At 38.3% G+C, this 17,282-nt stretch carries 11 protein-coding genes; 8 read left to right on the top strand and 3 right to left on the bottom strand.

The window, feature by feature from the left end; all coding sequences use genetic code 11:
- Window positions 1-5 precede the first annotated feature (5 nt).
- The 7 genes from C3K47_RS08405 (at window position 6) to C3K47_RS08375 (ending at window position 10,891) form a co-directional block, all read left to right on the top strand.
- Window positions 6-1,346, top strand: a complete 1,341-nt coding sequence (locus tag C3K47_RS08405; RefSeq protein ID WP_103788678.1) for a hemolysin family protein — start codon at window positions 6-8, stop codon at window positions 1,344-1,346.
- Window positions 1,347-1,375: 29 nt separating this feature from the next.
- A complete protein-coding gene (locus C3K47_RS08400; protein ID WP_103788677.1) occupies window positions 1,376-2,077 on the top strand; it encodes a 16S rRNA (uracil(1498)-N(3))-methyltransferase in 702 nt (233 codons plus the stop codon).
- 46 nt (window positions 2,078-2,123) lie between these two features.
- The gene (locus C3K47_RS08395; RefSeq protein ID WP_103788676.1) at window positions 2,124-2,849 is read left to right on the top strand and encodes a DUF4159 domain-containing protein; all 726 of its coding nucleotides are present in this window, start codon (window positions 2,124-2,126) and stop codon (window positions 2,847-2,849) included.
- Window positions 2,850-2,897: 48 nt separating this feature from the next.
- A complete protein-coding gene (locus C3K47_RS08390) occupies window positions 2,898-3,401 on the top strand; it encodes an acetyl-CoA carboxylase biotin carboxyl carrier protein subunit (protein ID WP_103788675.1) in 504 nt (167 codons plus the stop codon).
- 479 nt (window positions 3,402-3,880) lie between these two features.
- Complete coding sequence (locus C3K47_RS08385; RefSeq protein ID WP_103788674.1) at window positions 3,881-6,844, top strand: SusC/RagA family TonB-linked outer membrane protein; 2,964 nt, start codon at window positions 3,881-3,883, stop codon at window positions 6,842-6,844.
- A 22-nt stretch (window positions 6,845-6,866) separates the two neighbouring features.
- Window positions 6,867-8,258 carry a RagB/SusD family nutrient uptake outer membrane protein gene (locus tag C3K47_RS08380; RefSeq protein WP_103788820.1) on the top strand — a complete coding sequence of 464 codons (1,392 nt, stop codon included), beginning with the start codon at window positions 6,867-6,869 and terminating at the stop codon, window positions 8,256-8,258.
- A gap of 116 nt (window positions 8,259-8,374) precedes the next feature.
- Window positions 8,375-10,891 (top strand): M14 family metallopeptidase, encoded by a 2,517-nt coding sequence (locus C3K47_RS08375; RefSeq protein ID WP_103788673.1) that lies wholly within the window; start codon window positions 8,375-8,377, stop codon window positions 10,889-10,891.
- Window positions 10,892-10,967: 76 nt separating this feature from the next.
- Here C3K47_RS08375 and C3K47_RS08370 read toward each other — a convergent pair whose 3' ends face one another.
- From C3K47_RS08370 to C3K47_RS08360, 3 genes are all read right to left on the bottom strand, one after another.
- Entirely contained in the window at window positions 10,968-11,330 is a 363-nt protein-coding gene (locus tag C3K47_RS08370; RefSeq protein ID WP_103788672.1) for a hypothetical protein, read from the bottom strand.
- 184 nt (window positions 11,331-11,514) lie between these two features.
- On the bottom strand, window positions 11,515-13,386 hold the full coding sequence (locus tag C3K47_RS08365) for a PspC domain-containing protein (RefSeq protein ID WP_103788671.1): 1,872 nt from the start codon (window positions 13,384-13,386) through the stop codon (window positions 11,515-11,517).
- A gap of 10 nt (window positions 13,387-13,396) precedes the next feature.
- Complete coding sequence (locus C3K47_RS08360; RefSeq protein ID WP_103788670.1) at window positions 13,397-13,789, bottom strand: PadR family transcriptional regulator; 393 nt, start codon at window positions 13,787-13,789, stop codon at window positions 13,397-13,399.
- A 412-nt stretch (window positions 13,790-14,201) separates the two neighbouring features.
- Between C3K47_RS08360 and C3K47_RS08355 the strand changes: the two genes are divergently transcribed.
- Window positions 14,202-17,267, top strand: a complete 3,066-nt coding sequence (locus C3K47_RS08355) for a SusC/RagA family TonB-linked outer membrane protein (RefSeq protein ID WP_103788669.1) — start codon at window positions 14,202-14,204, stop codon at window positions 17,265-17,267.
- Window positions 17,268-17,282 lie beyond the last annotated feature (15 nt).

Raw genomic sequence — 17,282 nt, 5'->3', positions numbered from 1 at the left:
ACCATATGGCGACAGATCCCGTCACGATATTCGATATTTTTCTTATCCTATTTTTGGTATTTCTGAACGGATTTTTCGTTGCAGCCGAGTTTGCAATTGTGAAGGTCCGTTCTTCTCAAATAGACTTAAAGGCCAAAGAGGGGAGCGCCCCTGCAAAAATGGCCAAACATATTATCCGTCATTTAGATGGGTATTTAGCTGCCACACAGTTAGGAATAACCTTAGCCAGTTTAGGCTTAGGTTGGTTTGGTGAAAAAACAATGTCATTAATAACAATTAAGGCATTTAATTTACTAGACATCCATTTTGCAAACCCCGAATTAGTTAGTCATTCAATTGCTGCTCCAGTAGCGTTTTCCGTTATTACAATTTTACATATTGTATTTGGGGAGCTAGCACCAAAATCAATGGCAATTCAGCGACCTATTGCAATCTCAATAGCTATTTCTTACCCACTGCATTTCTTTTACATTGTTGCACGTCCGGTAATATGGTTGTTGAATGGTTTTGCAAATTTGGTTTTAAAGGCGTTTGGAATAAATCCAGCTCATAGCCACGAGGCTCATAGTTCAGAAGAACTTCAATTGATTTTGGAACAAGGAAAACAAAGTGGAGTGCTAGAGGAATCAGAACACGACCTCATCCAAAATGTATTCGACTTCCAGGAACGTATTGTTAAGAATATCATGATTCCGCGTACTCAAATTGCCGCTATTGACATTAGTATGCCACCCGTGGAAGTGGTGAAGACAGTGGTTCATGAAGGGTACACACGATTACCGGTTTACGACAAAACAATTGATAATATTATTGGAATTCTTCACGCCAAAGATGTACTTGCCAAAGTTGCCAATAAGCAAGAAATTGTTTTAAGGGATATGTTGCGCGAGCCACTTTACACTCCTGAATCAAAAAAAATAAGCGATTTGCTTACAGAGCTTCGTCAGCAGAAAAAGCCTATTATGGCTATTGTGCTTGATGAATTTGGTGGTACAGCAGGCATGGTTACACTTGAAGACATAGTTGAAGAACTGGTGGGTGAAATTCAGGATGAGTATGATGAGGAAGTACCTGTAGTTGAGGAAGTAGCCGATAACGAATGGATAGTTAATGCATCTGCGCCTATTACAGACGTGAATGAGTTTCTTCCTAGTGAGTTGCCTGAAGATGATGATTATGATTCAGTGGCCGGATTAATGAACGTTATTTTTGAGCGCATTCCGGATGTTGGCGACAGCATGGATGCTTACGGATATAACTTTACCATACTGAAGAAATCCAACAGAATGGTTGAATCGGTGCGTATTGTAATGCATAGTCAGGAACCCGGTGAACCTAACGTATAGCTTCTGCTTTTAATATTAAAATTTCGCTCATGCATTTGTTCTTTACACCTGATATAATCGGTGATTTTTACCAGTTGAACGAAGAAGAAAGTAAACATTGTGTAAGGGTTTTGCGCCTTGTTAATGGTGATATTATTTACTTGATTGACGGTAAAGGCGGATTTTATAAAACTGAAATTGTTGATGCGCATCCGAAACGATGCGCATTAAAAGTTTTAGAGGTTGAACAACAATATGGCAAGCGTAATTTCTATCTGCATATTGCTATTGCTCCCACAAAAAATATAGAACGGATCGAATGGTTTTTGGAGAAGGTGACTGAAATGGGAGTTGACGAAATTACTCCCATCATCTGCCAACGTTCTGAAAGAAAAGATGTAAAAACAGACCGTCTGAACAAGATCATTATTTCGGCCATGAAGCAAAGCTTAAAGGCCTACCAGCCGAAACTTAATGACAGCATCGATTTTAAACGTTTTATAGTTCAGTCAAACGAAAAAGTAAAATTTATAGCCCATTGTCTCGACACCGATCGTAAATCTCTGGGCCAGTCGTACCATAAAGAAACAGAGGTTCTTGTTTTAATAGGGCCTGAAGGGGATTTTTCGGAAGAGGAGATTACCTTAGCAATGAATAACGGTTTTGCCCCAATTACGCTTGGCGAAAGCCGTCTCCGAACAGAAACTGCCGGAGTAGTTGCTTGCGCCCAGTTGAATTTTATGAATGAATAGGTTATTTTAGGAATCGGAATTTAAATCCGCCCTGAGATCAATATAAATGAACACTAATAACTATACGGCTGCAGTAAATTTTGGGAGAGGACACTCTTTTTCAATTTTCCTCCTAAAGGCATTTCTTTCCTTACTTTTCATCCTGTCTTTCTTTATCCTAACAGCTTTTTTGCCGCCATCCTATAAAATTGCCAGATTGAAATATAACGGCGGCGGCGATTGGTATGGAGACCGCACGGCTTTACCTAATTTGGTTAAATTTTGTAATGATAACATTGGCACTAACTTTTATCCTGATGAAGCTATTGTTGAGCCGGGAAGCGCGGAGCTGTTTAACTACCCTTATGTATTTGTAACCGGGCACGGTAATATTATATTTTCGCAGCAGGAAGCGCAAAATCTTCGGAGCTATTTAGTTGGAGGAGGTTTTCTTCATATATGTGATAATTATGGATTCGATAAGTTTATCCGCTTAGAAATGAAGAAGGTATTTCCAGAGCTCGACTTTGTTGAACTACCTGCCAGTCACCCTATTTTTAATCAGAAATATAAGTTTCCAAACGGGCTGCCTAAAGTGCATGAGCATGAAGGAAAAAGGGCACAGGGATTTGCTTTAATCTACCAGGGGCGTGTAGTTTGCTTCTATGACTTTGAAACGGATTTAGGAAACGGCTGGGAGGATCTGGGTGTTTATTCAGCTGATTCGCCGGAAATTCATCAGAAAGCCTTGCAGATGGGAGCCAATCTGGTTCAATATGCAATGAGCAATTGATCATTATCAATGAATTTTAATTAAGTTTGAGTCCTCATAAACCTTAATATGTATAAAGCCACGGTCAATAAAAAAGAAACATTTTCAGTTTCAACTACTAAGGATACTGTTTTAGTTAAGGATAAAGCACTCAATGTAGATATTAAAGAAATATCGAACGATAACTACCATATTTTAAATGCCGACGGAAAGTCTTTCAATGCCGAAGTACTGGAACATAATGTGGAACTAAAAACAGCAACCGTACTGATTAATGGCAATAAGTATAATATTGAACTAAAGGATAAGTTTGACGAGCTTTTGCATAGCCTTGGTATGGACGCGGGCAGTGCTCATAAAATGAACGATCTTAAAGCACCAATGCCTGGTTTGGTATTGAAGGTTCTGGTAAATGAAGGCGATGAAGTTAAAAAAGATGATGCATTGCTGGTTTTGGAGGCGATGAAGATGGAGAACATTATAAAAGCGTCGGCCGATGGCATTATTAAAACCATAAAAATTAAAGAGAGAGAAACGGTTGAAAAAAATCAGATACTCATCGCCTTTAAATAAATAGATATATCAAAAACTAAAAAGGGTCAATTTCGTCTTTACGAAATTGACCCTTTTTTTATTAAAGGCATTTTTATCCTAGGGATGCTTTTTATGGCAAGGAGAAATAAGTACATAGTAAGTTTAACGATTTAATGCTTTTATAAGCTGTTTGACCCAGAAGTATATCTCTTATAACTGATACAAACGATATCAAGGGCATTTCTATTTCAATTTGAAAGTGCCAACATCTTTTAAGGATAAATTGTAACATTTTAAATAGAAATTCGAGTTGAATCGGCCTGTATTCGGATGTTTTTCACTATTTAATATCGTTTTTTAAAATTTTAGCTTATTTTTTGAGTTAAAATCGTCTAAATTTAAAATATAGTTTTATCTTGTTTTTAGAAATGTCTCTATCATGAAATTGTCGGCTACTGTAAAGACAATTCTAATTTACCTTATGTCTATTAAAACTTGAAAATCCAAAAATTACATATATGAGGAAAGTTTTACTATTTCTACTATTTAATTGCTTTTGCCTATTAGGTTGGGCGCAAATAAAGCAGGTAAGCGGTACGGTTACATCTAAGGAAGATGGTTCACCAGTACCTGGCGCAAATGTTTTAGTGAAAGGGACTTCGAATGGCGCTCAAACAGATGGAAACGGAAAGTTTTCAATTAAAGTTGATGCCTCGGCAACTTTGGTTTTTCAAGCCGTAGGTTTTGCCGGTCAGGAAATTAAAGTAGCGGGTAGAGAGGTTATAAATGTCTCACTACTAGCGGATCAGAAACAACTGCAAGAAGTAGTCGTGGTTGGTTATGGTACTCAATTAAAGAGAGATTTAACCGGATCAATTGGGAAAGTAACCTCGAAAGAGTTTAAAGAACAGCCGTTGAGCTCTTTTGAGAGTGCGTTGCAGGGGCGTACCACAGGTGTTTACATTAACTCGGGGAGTGGTAAGCTAGGCCAGGGTGTAAATATTCGTGTTAGGGGGATATCTTCAATATCTGCAAGTAATCAACCGTTGTTTGTTATTGATGGCATTCCGGTAGTATCTGAAGATTTAGGCTCTCAAGGAGAACCTATGAACCCTATGGCAGACATTAATCCGGATGATATAGAATCGATAGAGGTGTTGAAGGATGCTGCTTCTGCAGCCATTTACGGATCCAGAGCTTCTAACGGTGTAATTATGGTTTCAACAAAAAAAGGTAAAGTTGGTAAAACCAAAGTTTCATTTAGTGCTTCTGGCGGTGTTAGTGATGCCACTCATTTACGTCAATTCTTAAATCCAGCACAATACCGCGAGTTATTTACTGCAGCTGCTGAGAATATGGGCTATGATATTGCCGAAGAGTTTGAAGCAGAATCAAGAAGTGATGACTGGAACAAATCATTTGAGACAGATTGGAACAATTCGGCATTTCAAAAAGGTGCTGTTCAGCAATATTCAGCATCTGTAACAGGTGGCGATGCTAAAACAACCTTCTTTGTAAGCTCGACTTTAAATGATCAAAAGGGCGTAATTCTTGGGAATAATTTTAAAAGGATGAGTGGCCGCTTGAATTTAGATCATGGAATAAGCAAAAGTGTTAAAATAGGTACTTCAATTAACCTGGTGAAATCTATAAACGATCGTATATCAGCCGATAACGAATTCGCCAACCCTGTACAGTTGAATGCAATTCCCCCAATTCAGCCAATGTATGATGCTGGTGGGGAATACAATAATGCAACACTTTACTATAATAACCTGATTAACCTCGACAATGCATTTAATACACAAACCAATTTCAGAACATTAGGAAATGCTTATTTAAGTTGGAACCTTATTCCTGAATTGACATTCCGTTCGGAGTTTGGTTTGGATTATCTGAATCTCGAGGAAAGTGTATGGAATGGACGGAAAACATTAGATGGAGGTCCGCAAGGCTTCTCGAGCGACAATCAAGTTCGTTCAAGCAACTGGGTGTTCAAAAATAACCTGACGTGGGATAAAACCCTTAATCAATTCCATAACTTACAAGTGTTGGCTGGTTTTGATTACCAGGAAAGCACGCTATTAGGAACTTCTGTTTCAGGGAAAAACTTCGCGAGCGATACATTCAAAAAAATTCAGAATGCAGCGGTGATTTCGGCAGGATCAACTACCGAAACTGGCTATAGCTTTGTTTCTTATATCTTACGTGGTAATTATAAATTTAAGGATCGCTACTTGTTTGGGGCCACTCTACGTGTCGATGGTTCTTCAAGATTTGGTAAGGATAATCGTTATGGAGCGTTTCCATCAATTTCAGCCGGATGGCTTGCCAGTGAAGAAAACTTCTTGGCAAATAATAGTACAATTAGTTTCTTAAAACTTCGTGCAAGTTATGGTGTTACCGGAAACTCAGAGATCGGAAACTTTGCGTCTCACTCTTTATATAACTCTGTTTTCTATGCGGATCAGGCAGGTATAACTCCCGCTACTTTAGGCGCCCCTGATTTGAGCTGGGAAAGAACGGCTCAGGGAAATATAGGTGTTGATTATGGCTTGTTTAATAATCGTATTTCCGGCGAGATAGATGTATATCAAAAGAGAACTAACGATTTATTGTTATTTCTACCAACACAAGCTTCAAATGGCTTCACGGGTATAACCAAAAACATTGGTGACTTAACAAACCGTGGGATAGAGTTTAGCATAAACACTCAAAATTTAATTCACGAATTTAAATGGTCAACCAGCTTTAATATTTCATTTAACCGAAATAAGGTTACCAACATGAATGGAGCTGTAATTACTGGAGGGTCAAGAACCTTAAGTCGTATCGAAGAGGGTCAGCCATATGGTATCTTTTACGGAAAGAAGTATGCCGGAGTTGATCCGGAGAATGGAGATGCACTTTATATGAATAAAGACGGATCTAAGACCAATGATTACGATGCTGCTGATGAAATGATTTTGGGTGATCCTAACCCAGCCTTCTCAGGCGGTTTAGGCAACAAGTTCTCTTATCATAATTTTGATCTGGATATTCAAACACAGTTTGTTTCAGGTAACGACCTTTACAATATTGCAGGTTTCTTCCAATCAGTTAACGGTGATTATTTCGACAATCAGACAGTTGATCAAATGAATTATTGGAAAAGTCCTGGTCAGATCACCAATATTCCTCAGCCTCGTTTATATGAAGGAAACGGTGCAGGTAAATCATCACGTTGGGTTGAAGACGGTTCTTATTTGCGTTTTAAAGCGGTAACCTTAGGGTATAACATCCCTCTGGCAACTACTAAACGTTTAGGTATTGATAATCTTCGTGTTTATCTATCGGCTCAAAATTTATTCACTTTCACAAATTACACAGGATATGATCCTGAGGTAAACGCAAGCTATACCGGTAATGTGAACCTGGGGCATGATTTCTATACTCCTCCTCAGTCACGAACAATTATTTTAGGTGTAAATGTAGGTTTTTAATGTGATGCTAAAATTAACACAGATGAAATTAACAGCTATAAAGAAATACGGACTGCTTTTATTTCTTGGTGCCACGTTGGCAGCATGCGATAAAAACTTAAATATACAACCCAAACAAGGCGTGGATGCGGCTGTAGCCATTGAAACTGCCGAAGATCTGGAAGCGGCACGAATTGGCTGCTATGGTATGTTGGCAGAAGGCGCATTGTATGGAACAAATCTGAACCTGGTTCCTGAACTTTTGGGCGGAGATGATTATTTGACCTGGCGGGGAACTTTTCAAAGTTACCGTCAGATGGCCAGAAGAAGAATACTTACTGACAATGCAGATGTTGAACGAACCTGGATTGAAGCTTATCAGGCTATTGAATTAGCGAATGTTATTTTAGATAAATATAATTTAGCGCCTTCGCCAGAGGATAAAGACCGTGCAAAAGGTACTGCATTAATGGTGCGGGGTATGATGCATTTTGAACTGGTTCGCTTGTATGCTAAGCAATACGATGCAGCAACAGCTGCAACAAATGATGGAGTGCCATTATCCTTAAAAGCTGTTTATGACGAAGAAGGAGCTTCGGTTTTTAATCAAAGAGAAAAAGTAAATGCTGTATATAATCAGGTTATTTCTGACTTAAAAGACGCGGCTTCGTTGTTGCCTGAGCATGATTCTTATTATTTTACAAAGTTTACAGCTATAGCAATGCTTTCAAGGGTTTATTTGCAAATGGGTGATTATGCTAAAGCAAGAGACGCTGCAAACGAGGTCATTGAGAGTAAAAATTATAGTTTGAATCCGGTAGTTACTATTGTTTTTAACAACCGTAACTCAAGTGAAAGCATTTTTGAGATTCAACAAAATGATCAGAATAATGCCGGAACCGCTAACGATGGATTAACCACGTTTTATGCAAGTAAGGCAGGAAGTGTTGGAAGAGGGGATGCTCAGGTAAATCCGGACTTTGTTGATTCTTACGAAGCAAATGATACTCGAAGCAGCAGCTTGATCTATAATGCTGAAGAAGGTTCAGCGAGATCGACAAGTGTTTTATGTACCGGCAAGTTCACTTCTTTTGGTCAAAACATTCCTGTTATTCGGTTGGCTGAAATGTATCTGACTCGTGCTGAGTGTAATTTGCGTTTAGGCACAAGCATTGGGGATACTCCTGCGAATGACCTAAACAGAATTCGTAAACGTGCCGGAGTAATTGATATAGCTAGTCCGACCGTCGATAATATTTTGCATGAGCGACAAATGGAGTTTGCTTATGAAGGCTTTCGCATTCATGACATTCGTCGTGTTAAGGGTAGTACAGGTGATTTTTCATGGAATGCAGCAGAATTGGTTTTACCAATCCCAAAACGTGAAATAGATGCAACTAAAGGCAGCCTGATACAAAATGAAGGCTATAATTAATTAACTTGAATTTGATTATCAACCCACCGCTTTATCCGACGCGGTGGGTTTTTTTCATTAAAACGCTACCTGTCGGTAGTTTTTCTTATTTTTCAACATCAATTAATAATTCTAAAATGAATAAAAGGATACCTGTTGTTTTTTTGTTTTTGTTGATGGTTGTGAGCTTACGGGCTCAATCCATACAATCTCCCGATGCGTTTTTAGGATATCCCCTAGGCTCTCGGTTTACGCCACATTATAAAGTGCTGGCTTACTTTGATTACATCTCAAAAGCAACCTCAAATGTTAAAATTCAGCAGTATGGTGAAACATATGAACATCGGCCTTTAGAGATTGCCATTGTTTCATCAAACGAGAACAGTTCGAAACTGGAAGATATCCGGAATAATAATCTAAAACTTGCCGGAATACAGCAAGGACAAGGGTCGGAGATTCAACCTGTAATTGTTTGGTTGAGTTATAATGTACATGGTAATGAAGCGGTTTCTACCGAAACTTCCATGCAGGTTCTATACGAATTAGTAAATCCTTCAAATGCCAAAGCCAAGCAATGGCTAAAAAATACAATTGTTATTATTGATCCTTGTTTAAATCCGGATGGTAGAGAACGATATGTGAATTTTTATACCGAGCGTGTTGGCAAAACACCGAATGTGAATGCTGCTACGCGTGAACATCAGGAACCATGGCCGGGAGGACGTCCAAACCATTACCTGTTTGATTTGAACCGCGATTGGGCTTGGCAAACACAACAAGAAACCCAATACCGCATGGCTTTGTATAATAAGTGGCTACCACAAATTCACGTGGATTTTCATGAAATGGGTATGAATGAACCTTATTTCTTTGCGCCGGCTGCAGCTCCTTATCATGAGGCGCTTACGCAATGGCAACGTGATTTTCAAATACAGATTGGCAAAAATAATGCGATGTACTTTGACCAGAATAGCTGGTTATATTTTACAAAGGAGGTGTTCGATCTATTTTACCCAAGCTATGGCGACACCTACCCAATGTTTAATGGAGCAATAGGGATGACTTATGAACAAGGGGGATCTGGAAGAGCCGGGTTGGGAGTAGTTACCCGTGAAGGTGATACTCTTACGCTTAAAAATCGCATTGATCATCATTTTACCACTAGCTTATCTACGATTGAAGTGGCATCGCTTAATGCGGATAAAGCTGTTAAAGAGTTTAAAAACTATTTTGCTTCGGGAAAGACAAACCCCAAAGGACCTTATAAATCGTACGTAATTAAAGGAAATAATGCCGCAAAAATTAGCGACTTCGCTAAACTGTTAAATAAAAATGGCATTGAATACGGATATGGTTCAGCTACCAAATCAGCTACCGGCTTTAATTATCTTACCGGAAAAAGCGAGTCGTTTTCAATTGATAAGGCCGATCTTGTAATCAGCACTTATCAGCCTAAATCAGTTTTTCTAAATGTATTGTTTGATCCGCAGCCAAAACTGGTCGATTCAATTACATATGATCTTACCTCTTGGGCTTTGCCTTACTCATGGGGTCTTGATGCTTATGCTTCTACAGCTAGTTTAAAGCCATTGACTTCTAGTCTTTCGGGTGAAGATCCGGTTATTTTAACTGTGCAACCAGTTGCTTATTTATGCGAATGGAACAGTGTTGCTTCTGCAAAGTTTCTTACTGCTTTATTACAGAAAAAGGTGAATGTTCGATTTGCTGAAACCACCTTCGAAATTAATAATAAGCAGTATGCGCCAGGGACATTAATTGTAACGCGATCAGGCAACTACCTTACCGGTAATAATTTTGATCAGATGGTGAAAGCTGCTGCTCAAAGTACAGGTGTAAAAATTGACATGGCCTTAACCGGTTTTGTGAATAAGGGAGCCGATTTTGGATCGTCATCGGTTCATATAATTAAGGCACCTAAAATTGCGGTATTAATGGGTGATGATGTTTCGGAAAATGCCTTTGGAGAAGTTTGGCATTTCTTTGATCAACAGCTTAGTTATCCAATGGACATTATTCAGGCTGAACGATTTGATCGCACCAGACTCGCTGACTATGATGTGTTGATTTTGCCAAATGGAAGTTATTCATTTATTTCTTCAGATAAGGATCTGACGAAACTACGTGATTGGGTAAAGGGTGGAGGAAGAGTGATCGCCTTAGAAAGTGCTGTAGCTCAATTTGCAGGAAAACCGGGTTTTATCTTAAAGCAGAAATCAGATACAAACGATAATGCCACAGCTGAAAATACCAGTGTGCTTAGTTATAGCAGCCGCTCACGTAACGATTTATCAGAGAACAGCATTGGAAGTATTTACAAGTTGAAGATTGATAATACGCATCCCTTGGGTTTTGGATATAAGGACACTTATTATTCACTTCGCCAGGATGTAAATACCTATCAGCTTTTGCCTAAGGGTAATTGGAATGTAGGAGTTATTGGTGACAACGGATTGGTAAGCGGCTTTGTTGGCTATAAAGCAAAACAAAAGCTAAAAAACACCCTGGTCTTTGGAGTGGAAGAGGTAGGTAATGGGCAATTTATCTACATGGCCGATAACCCATTATTCAGAAGCTTTTGGGAAAATGGCAAGCTGCTGTTTAGTAATGCTGTTTTTTTGGTTGGACAAGAATAAGATCTCAGTTTATTATATATACGAAAAGGGGCTCGCCACAAGCCCCTTTTTTATTGAATATATATGAAGAAATAAGTTACTTTTCAATCCGTCTAAAGCTGTCGATAACTGAGTTTGCATAATCGTCATCGGTATAGTGAAGACTTATTTCATAGGTTAAGCGTTCGGGTATTGCATTGTAGGCAATATCAACCTGAACTAAAATTTTATAGTAACCGTTGCCCAAGCTGGTAATGGTCATTTTTTCCAACGGAACAATTAGCTTTGTTGTAAAGGGTTTTAGTTTTTCAATAGTATATCGTTGCGCAATTGTTTTTGCCGCAACTTCATTTGTTTGCGTATATTTTGTGTGCCTGATTAGCTGCGAACCTGAAACATATACACCAAATACGCCTAGCATCAGCAAGTAAGAGAGTTTATAAATAAGATAAGTTTTCATGAGGTACTTTATTTATAAGTTTCAATTAAGGTTCTTTATCAGTCATCATTAATTTCTCTTTCTTCACTTATGACGCAGTGTTTACTCGTCATGTTGCATCTTGAATGGATATTTTTTAATATGGCCGAAGAGCGAACAAGTAAACTCATTCGGCCATTGCATATATAGAGATGTGCCTTATCAGTTAGAAATCTTCACCACTTGATTTGTAAGAACGTTCTATTTTCCAGCTTTCCTTGTTATAGGGATCTCTGGCATCTTTTTTCCTTCTGATTATGATTTGATAAGGCTCAGAATTTACATTGTTGCCATCTTTAATGGTAACTTGAGTTGATATTTTGTAATCTCCATTGTCTTCCTGGTTAATATCCTGATTATTTGAATCAATGGTAACTACTGCATTTAATGAGTTTAGTTTGATACTTATTTCATCGCGAGCAATTTTCTTTAAAAGATCATCTAGATCATCTGAACGGCTGAAAGCACTTGGATTAAAGCCATTTCTGCATTTTACGCCATTTTCGGTAACCAACCAGGTTTGCGTTGATCTGTGATTGTCTGAATCATTGTCTTCACATTCATAATAATAAGGATCTCTCATTATCGAGTTCATTCTTTCATCAATAATAACTTTGCTGTTAACAGGTAGCTGGAGAATTAACTCAACCTCCTGAACTCGCCATAAACCATTATTTTTTAATTCATAATGACGGTTAAAAGTCATTGTGGAATCTTTTTGAATAAAGTTGTAAAGGATATTCTGCGCATTTTCAATCGCGTTGTCAAAATTCTTTCCTTTTGACTTATAGATCTTTATTAAGTGGGGTTTATTATCTGCACTTTTCTCAATCTTTAGGTTTACCTCATCCATGTCAAAGTCTTCGCTGAGGTGAGAAATGGTTTTACCACTTTTAATTGTAATGTTATAGCGTAAGCTGTCTTCTTGAGTCAACCACTTTTTATCGTCGGCAAATATGTACCAGGTATTGTTTTTAACCGGTGAAAGGTCAATTGATTGACGAATAGTAGCCTCTTCTTTAAAGCTTGCTGCTGAACGACCTGCATACAATGCAAACATAAATAAGGAAACCACCCATACGGCCAACATAATAAAGGCAGCTGTTTTGGTTAACGGGCTTCTGTTGAATATAATTTTGGCTCCTAATGAGATAATGAACAAAGCCGGAACCATTATCAATACAAACAATGAAAGCAGTAACGGAAGTCTGAACGTAGGATCAATAAAGTTTAAAGGTGGGAAGTTCTTTAATCCAAAGGATTCAGAGAATACAAGAGCTGTTGAGCCGGTGAAAATGGCCAATAGTGCTGCAACTGCGGCTAAAATGATTACGACTCCGATGAAACCGATGAACACTTTCAATGTCACCTTGAGAATATTGCCAACTATTTCAAAAAGGCGCTCGAAAAAAGATTTTAAGCCTGAATTATGCTGAACTTCATTCAGCTTTTCATTGGCCACTTTTTTTATGGAAGCCAGTGTTGCCGCTTCGCCTTTCATCGCCATTTTATCTGCAACAGTTTTAGCTTCTGGTACCGCTACCCATAAAATAAGGTAAACAACTAACCCGAAGCCCCAGGTAAGGGTAAGTAAGGCCCAAATAAGGCGAATCCATGTTGGGTCTATTTCTAAATAATTGGCAACACCCGAACAAACGCCACCAACAATTTGGTTGTCACTATCTCTAAATAAGCGACGTTTAACCTTTGTATCGTCATCTGTGAATCCTTTTGTGGAAGCAGACTGAAAAGTTGTGGCTTGTTCTTCAACATCTAACTCAAAATCACTCACCTTACCCATTTTTGAAATCACCTCTTGCACATCACTTAAAAAGATAACCTGTCTGTTTTCTTTGGCAAGTATTTCTGTTAGTAATTCAGCAATACGATTCTCAATATCTGTGATTATCTCAAAATTGTCTTCTGATGAGGAAAAATGGCGCTTTACATCATTTATATACGATTTAAGCACCTCGTAAGCATCTTCTTCAATGTGAAAAATGATACCACTTATGTTTATAATAATTGTCTTGTTCATTGCAGTAGATTTATTGGTTATGCTCTTCGTTGTTCTCTTGTGTATTTGTCGAAAGATCTATTGGTTGTTCAGTATCGTGGTTAGTAGTGGCTGCAGAAACTGCATAAACAAGTTCTTGCCAAGTGACATTTAATTGCTCAAGTACCTTTTTGCCATCTTCAGATAGTTTATAATACTTACGAGGGGGGCCTGAAGCCGACTCCACCCAATTATAAACTAAGAGGCCATTATTTTTTAATCTTGTTAACAGAGGATAGAGTGTGCCTTCAACTACCAAAAGCCGGGCATTACGCAATTCCTCCATAATATCTGAGGCATAAATCTCCCCTCGGGAAATAATTGAAAGAATACAATACTCAAGTATTCCTTTCCTCATTTGGGTTTGCGTGTTTTCGATTATCATAATACAAAGATATATGCTTTTAATAATACCATGCAATACATAGTACTAAATGTAACAAGTGTTTTACATGGATTATTGTTATTGGGATAAGAAGTTTAATCTCACAGAATTATTATAGTCTTATTAATCTATTGCTATTGTTGCTAAAATGGTATTATGTGCTACAATAGTTTAAAAATTTGCATTCCAGCTTCATTTATAATAAATCATTATTTGGGAATACTAATTCGGATTAATTTAATTCACCTGGTTTGATATTGTAGTAAACTATCAATGTATTTGTTATCAATAATTTATTTATTTATTATAAACAATTAACAATTGATATAATCTGTTTGTCGTTAGTTAATTTTTTAAAAATTTTTAAAATCAGATAATTATATTAAATTAGATATATCTAAATGCTCTCTATATGAAAAAGTATCTACGCATTCTGCTGTTGGTGCTACTCTCGGGTATTTCCGCCACAGCTCTTTCCCAACAAAGAACAATCACAGGAACAGTTACTTCTGAAGACGACAAACAACCAATGCCGTCGGTGACTGTTGTGGTTAAGGGAACCGCTACTGCCACTCAAACCGATTTGGATGGCAAGTACAGCATCAAAGCTTCAGATGGAGCCACGCTAGCGTTCACATACGTTGGCTATGTAACCAAAGAAGTAAAACTTGGCTCCAGCAATGTTATCAATGTCACTTTGTCGCTCAACTCCAAGCAATTGGGGGAGGTGGTAGTAACGGCCTTGGGTATTAAAAAGGAAGCCCGAAGCGTGGGTTATGCCACAGGCCAGGTTAAGGGGGATGAACTTACACAAGCCCGGGAAGTTAACGTGGCAAATGCATTAGCCGGAAAAGTTGCCGGTGTAAGTGTTGCAACTCCTGCTTCAGGTCCTGGAGGTGCAGCAAACGTAATTATTAGGGGCTCTTCTTCATTAACCGGTTCATCACAACCATTATATGTGTTGAATGGGGTTCCCATGAATAATAGCAATTCAGGTAGTGCCATAATCACCGGTACCGCTAGCACTGAAGGTTCTGCGGGGCAATATGGCGGTGCGGATTTAGGGGATGGTATTTCAAACATTAACCCTGATGATATCGAATCAATTAGTGTGCTGAAAGGTGCTGCTGCCGCTGCCTTGTATGGGTCAAGAGCCGGTGCAGGAGTAATTATGATCACTACCAAAAGCGGAAAGGCTCAAAAAGGTATTGGTGTTGATTTCAATACAACTTATCAGGTTGATGAAATTAATGATTTTACTAATTATCAATATGTTTATGGTTCTGGTCATCAAGGCTTAAAACCTACTTCAGTCGAGCAGGCACTTAATGATGGAGCATCAAGTTGGGGTGCCCGGCTTGATGGTTCAAGTGTTATCCAATTGGATGGAGTTTCTAGACCTTATGTTGCCCAAAAAAATAATATAAAGGATTTTTATAGGACAGGAGGAACATTTACCAATACACTCGCTTTAAACGGCGGTACTGAAACAGCTGCTTTCCGCTTCTCTGCCAGCAAATTGGATAATAATGGAGTTATTCCTAATTCTTCTTTAGACAGATGGAGTTTTAATCTTGGATCAACAGCTAAACTAGGTAAAAAAGTAACAGCAAACGTAGTTGTAAATTATACAATTGAGGATGCAAAAAATAGACCAAGCCTCTCTGATGCACCGGGTAACTCTAACTTCGGTATTGCTTTCGTTGCTAACAGTATTCAGGCAAGTCAGGTTCTTGCACCAGGATACCATCCTGACGGCAGTGAAATTCAATTCACAGGAAATACCTTTACAACTAACCCTTACTTTGCATCGGCAAAATTTGTGAATGACACTCATCGTAACCGTATTATTGCTAACGCAAGTTTACGTTATAACATATTTGATTGGTTGTTTGTTCAGGGTCGTGTAGTACAGGATGCCTATAATGATCGGTTTACTAGTGTAACTCCAACGGGTACAGCCTATCGTGATTTGGGTGATATGAGAGACAATAGTTCGCGCTTCTCAGAGTTAAATGCTGATGTATTGGTAGGAGTAAGTCGTGCGATAGCTAAAGATCTAACACTTGATGCTAATATCGGTGCAAATATGATGAAGCGCGACAATGAAATTACTAATATTTCCGGTTCGTCATTTTCAATTCCGTTCTTATATACTATACCTAATACAGCTAATAAAACCAATTCTTACTTTGATTTTAGATCCAGAATAAATTCTATTTATGCTACGGCAGATTTGGGATACAGAAATTTCCTCTACTTGAACCTTTCATTACGTAATGATTGGTATTCAACACTGGCATCGCCTAGTTCTGATAAAGTATCTTATTTATATCCTGCGGTAAGCAGCTCATTCGTCTTCTCAGAATTCTTAAAGTCAAATACACTTAGTTATGGTAAAGTGAGGGTTGGCTATGCCGAAGTTGGTGGAGGAGGAGATTCTCCGTATCAAACAACATTAAACTATAATATTGCTGGTACTATCAACGGAATCCCGATCGGACAAATAACCAATGGTTCAATTCCTAATGCCGAATTGAAACCAAGAGCGATCACGGAATTTGAAGCTGGAACGGAAGTTAAATTTTTCCAAAACAGATTAGGAATCGATCTTACTTATTATAATAAAAAGATCAATGATGACATTGTGCCAGTTACAACCTCAGTTGCAACTGGTTACCCTTCAGCAGTATTGAATGTTGGTAGGTTAACGAACTCAGGATGGGAGTTGCTATTAACGGGAACACCAATTAGAAATAATGATTTCACCTGGAATGTTTCACTTAACGGATCAGTGAATAAAAGTAAAGTTGAAAGTCTTGCCGGCGATTTAACTAGTATACAAATTGGCATTGGGCGTACTGAAACAGCCTTTATTCAGCAAATAGTTGGTAAGGAAGCCTCCCAGGTCATGGCTTTTGATTATAGCAGGGACGAAAGTGGAAATATCTTAAAGGGTCCAAATGGCGTACCATTACGCGGAAATTTAATTGCTTATGGTTCGGGTAACTACAAGTATAACACTGGTTTAAGCAATGAATTCAAATACAAAAACTTTAATTTATCATTCCTGATAGATGGAAAATGGGGAGCTAAAATCTTTTCCGGCACCAATGCGTACGCAACAGGAGCAGGATTAACCCAGGAAACATTAGTTGACAGGGATAAAGCAGGATTTGATGCTCAAAGCTATTATGCCAACTTCGGCTCAAACGTATCTGGCCAGTTTGTAGAAGATGCAAGCTTTATCAAATTACGTCAGCTAGTTCTTGGTTATGATTTTCCTCTTTCTATGTTCAACAATAAGATTCAGGGGTTAAAGATAAGTTTCGTGGCACGTAACCTGGCCGTATTAATGAAGCATACCACTAATATCGATCCTGAATCAAATTACAACAATACAGCAGCTCAGGGTTTGGAGCTCGGAGGAGTTCCCTCAACCAGAAGTTTTGGTTTAAACTTAAACTTCAAATTCTAACATCGGATGATGATT

It is taken from the genome of Solitalea longa (assembly GCF_002920915.1).
GTDB classification, from domain to species: Bacteria; Bacteroidota; Bacteroidia; order Sphingobacteriales; family Sphingobacteriaceae; genus Solitalea; species Solitalea longa.
Note: the sequence above shows the minus strand (reverse complement) of the source record. Positions and strands in the feature narration are given on the sequence as shown.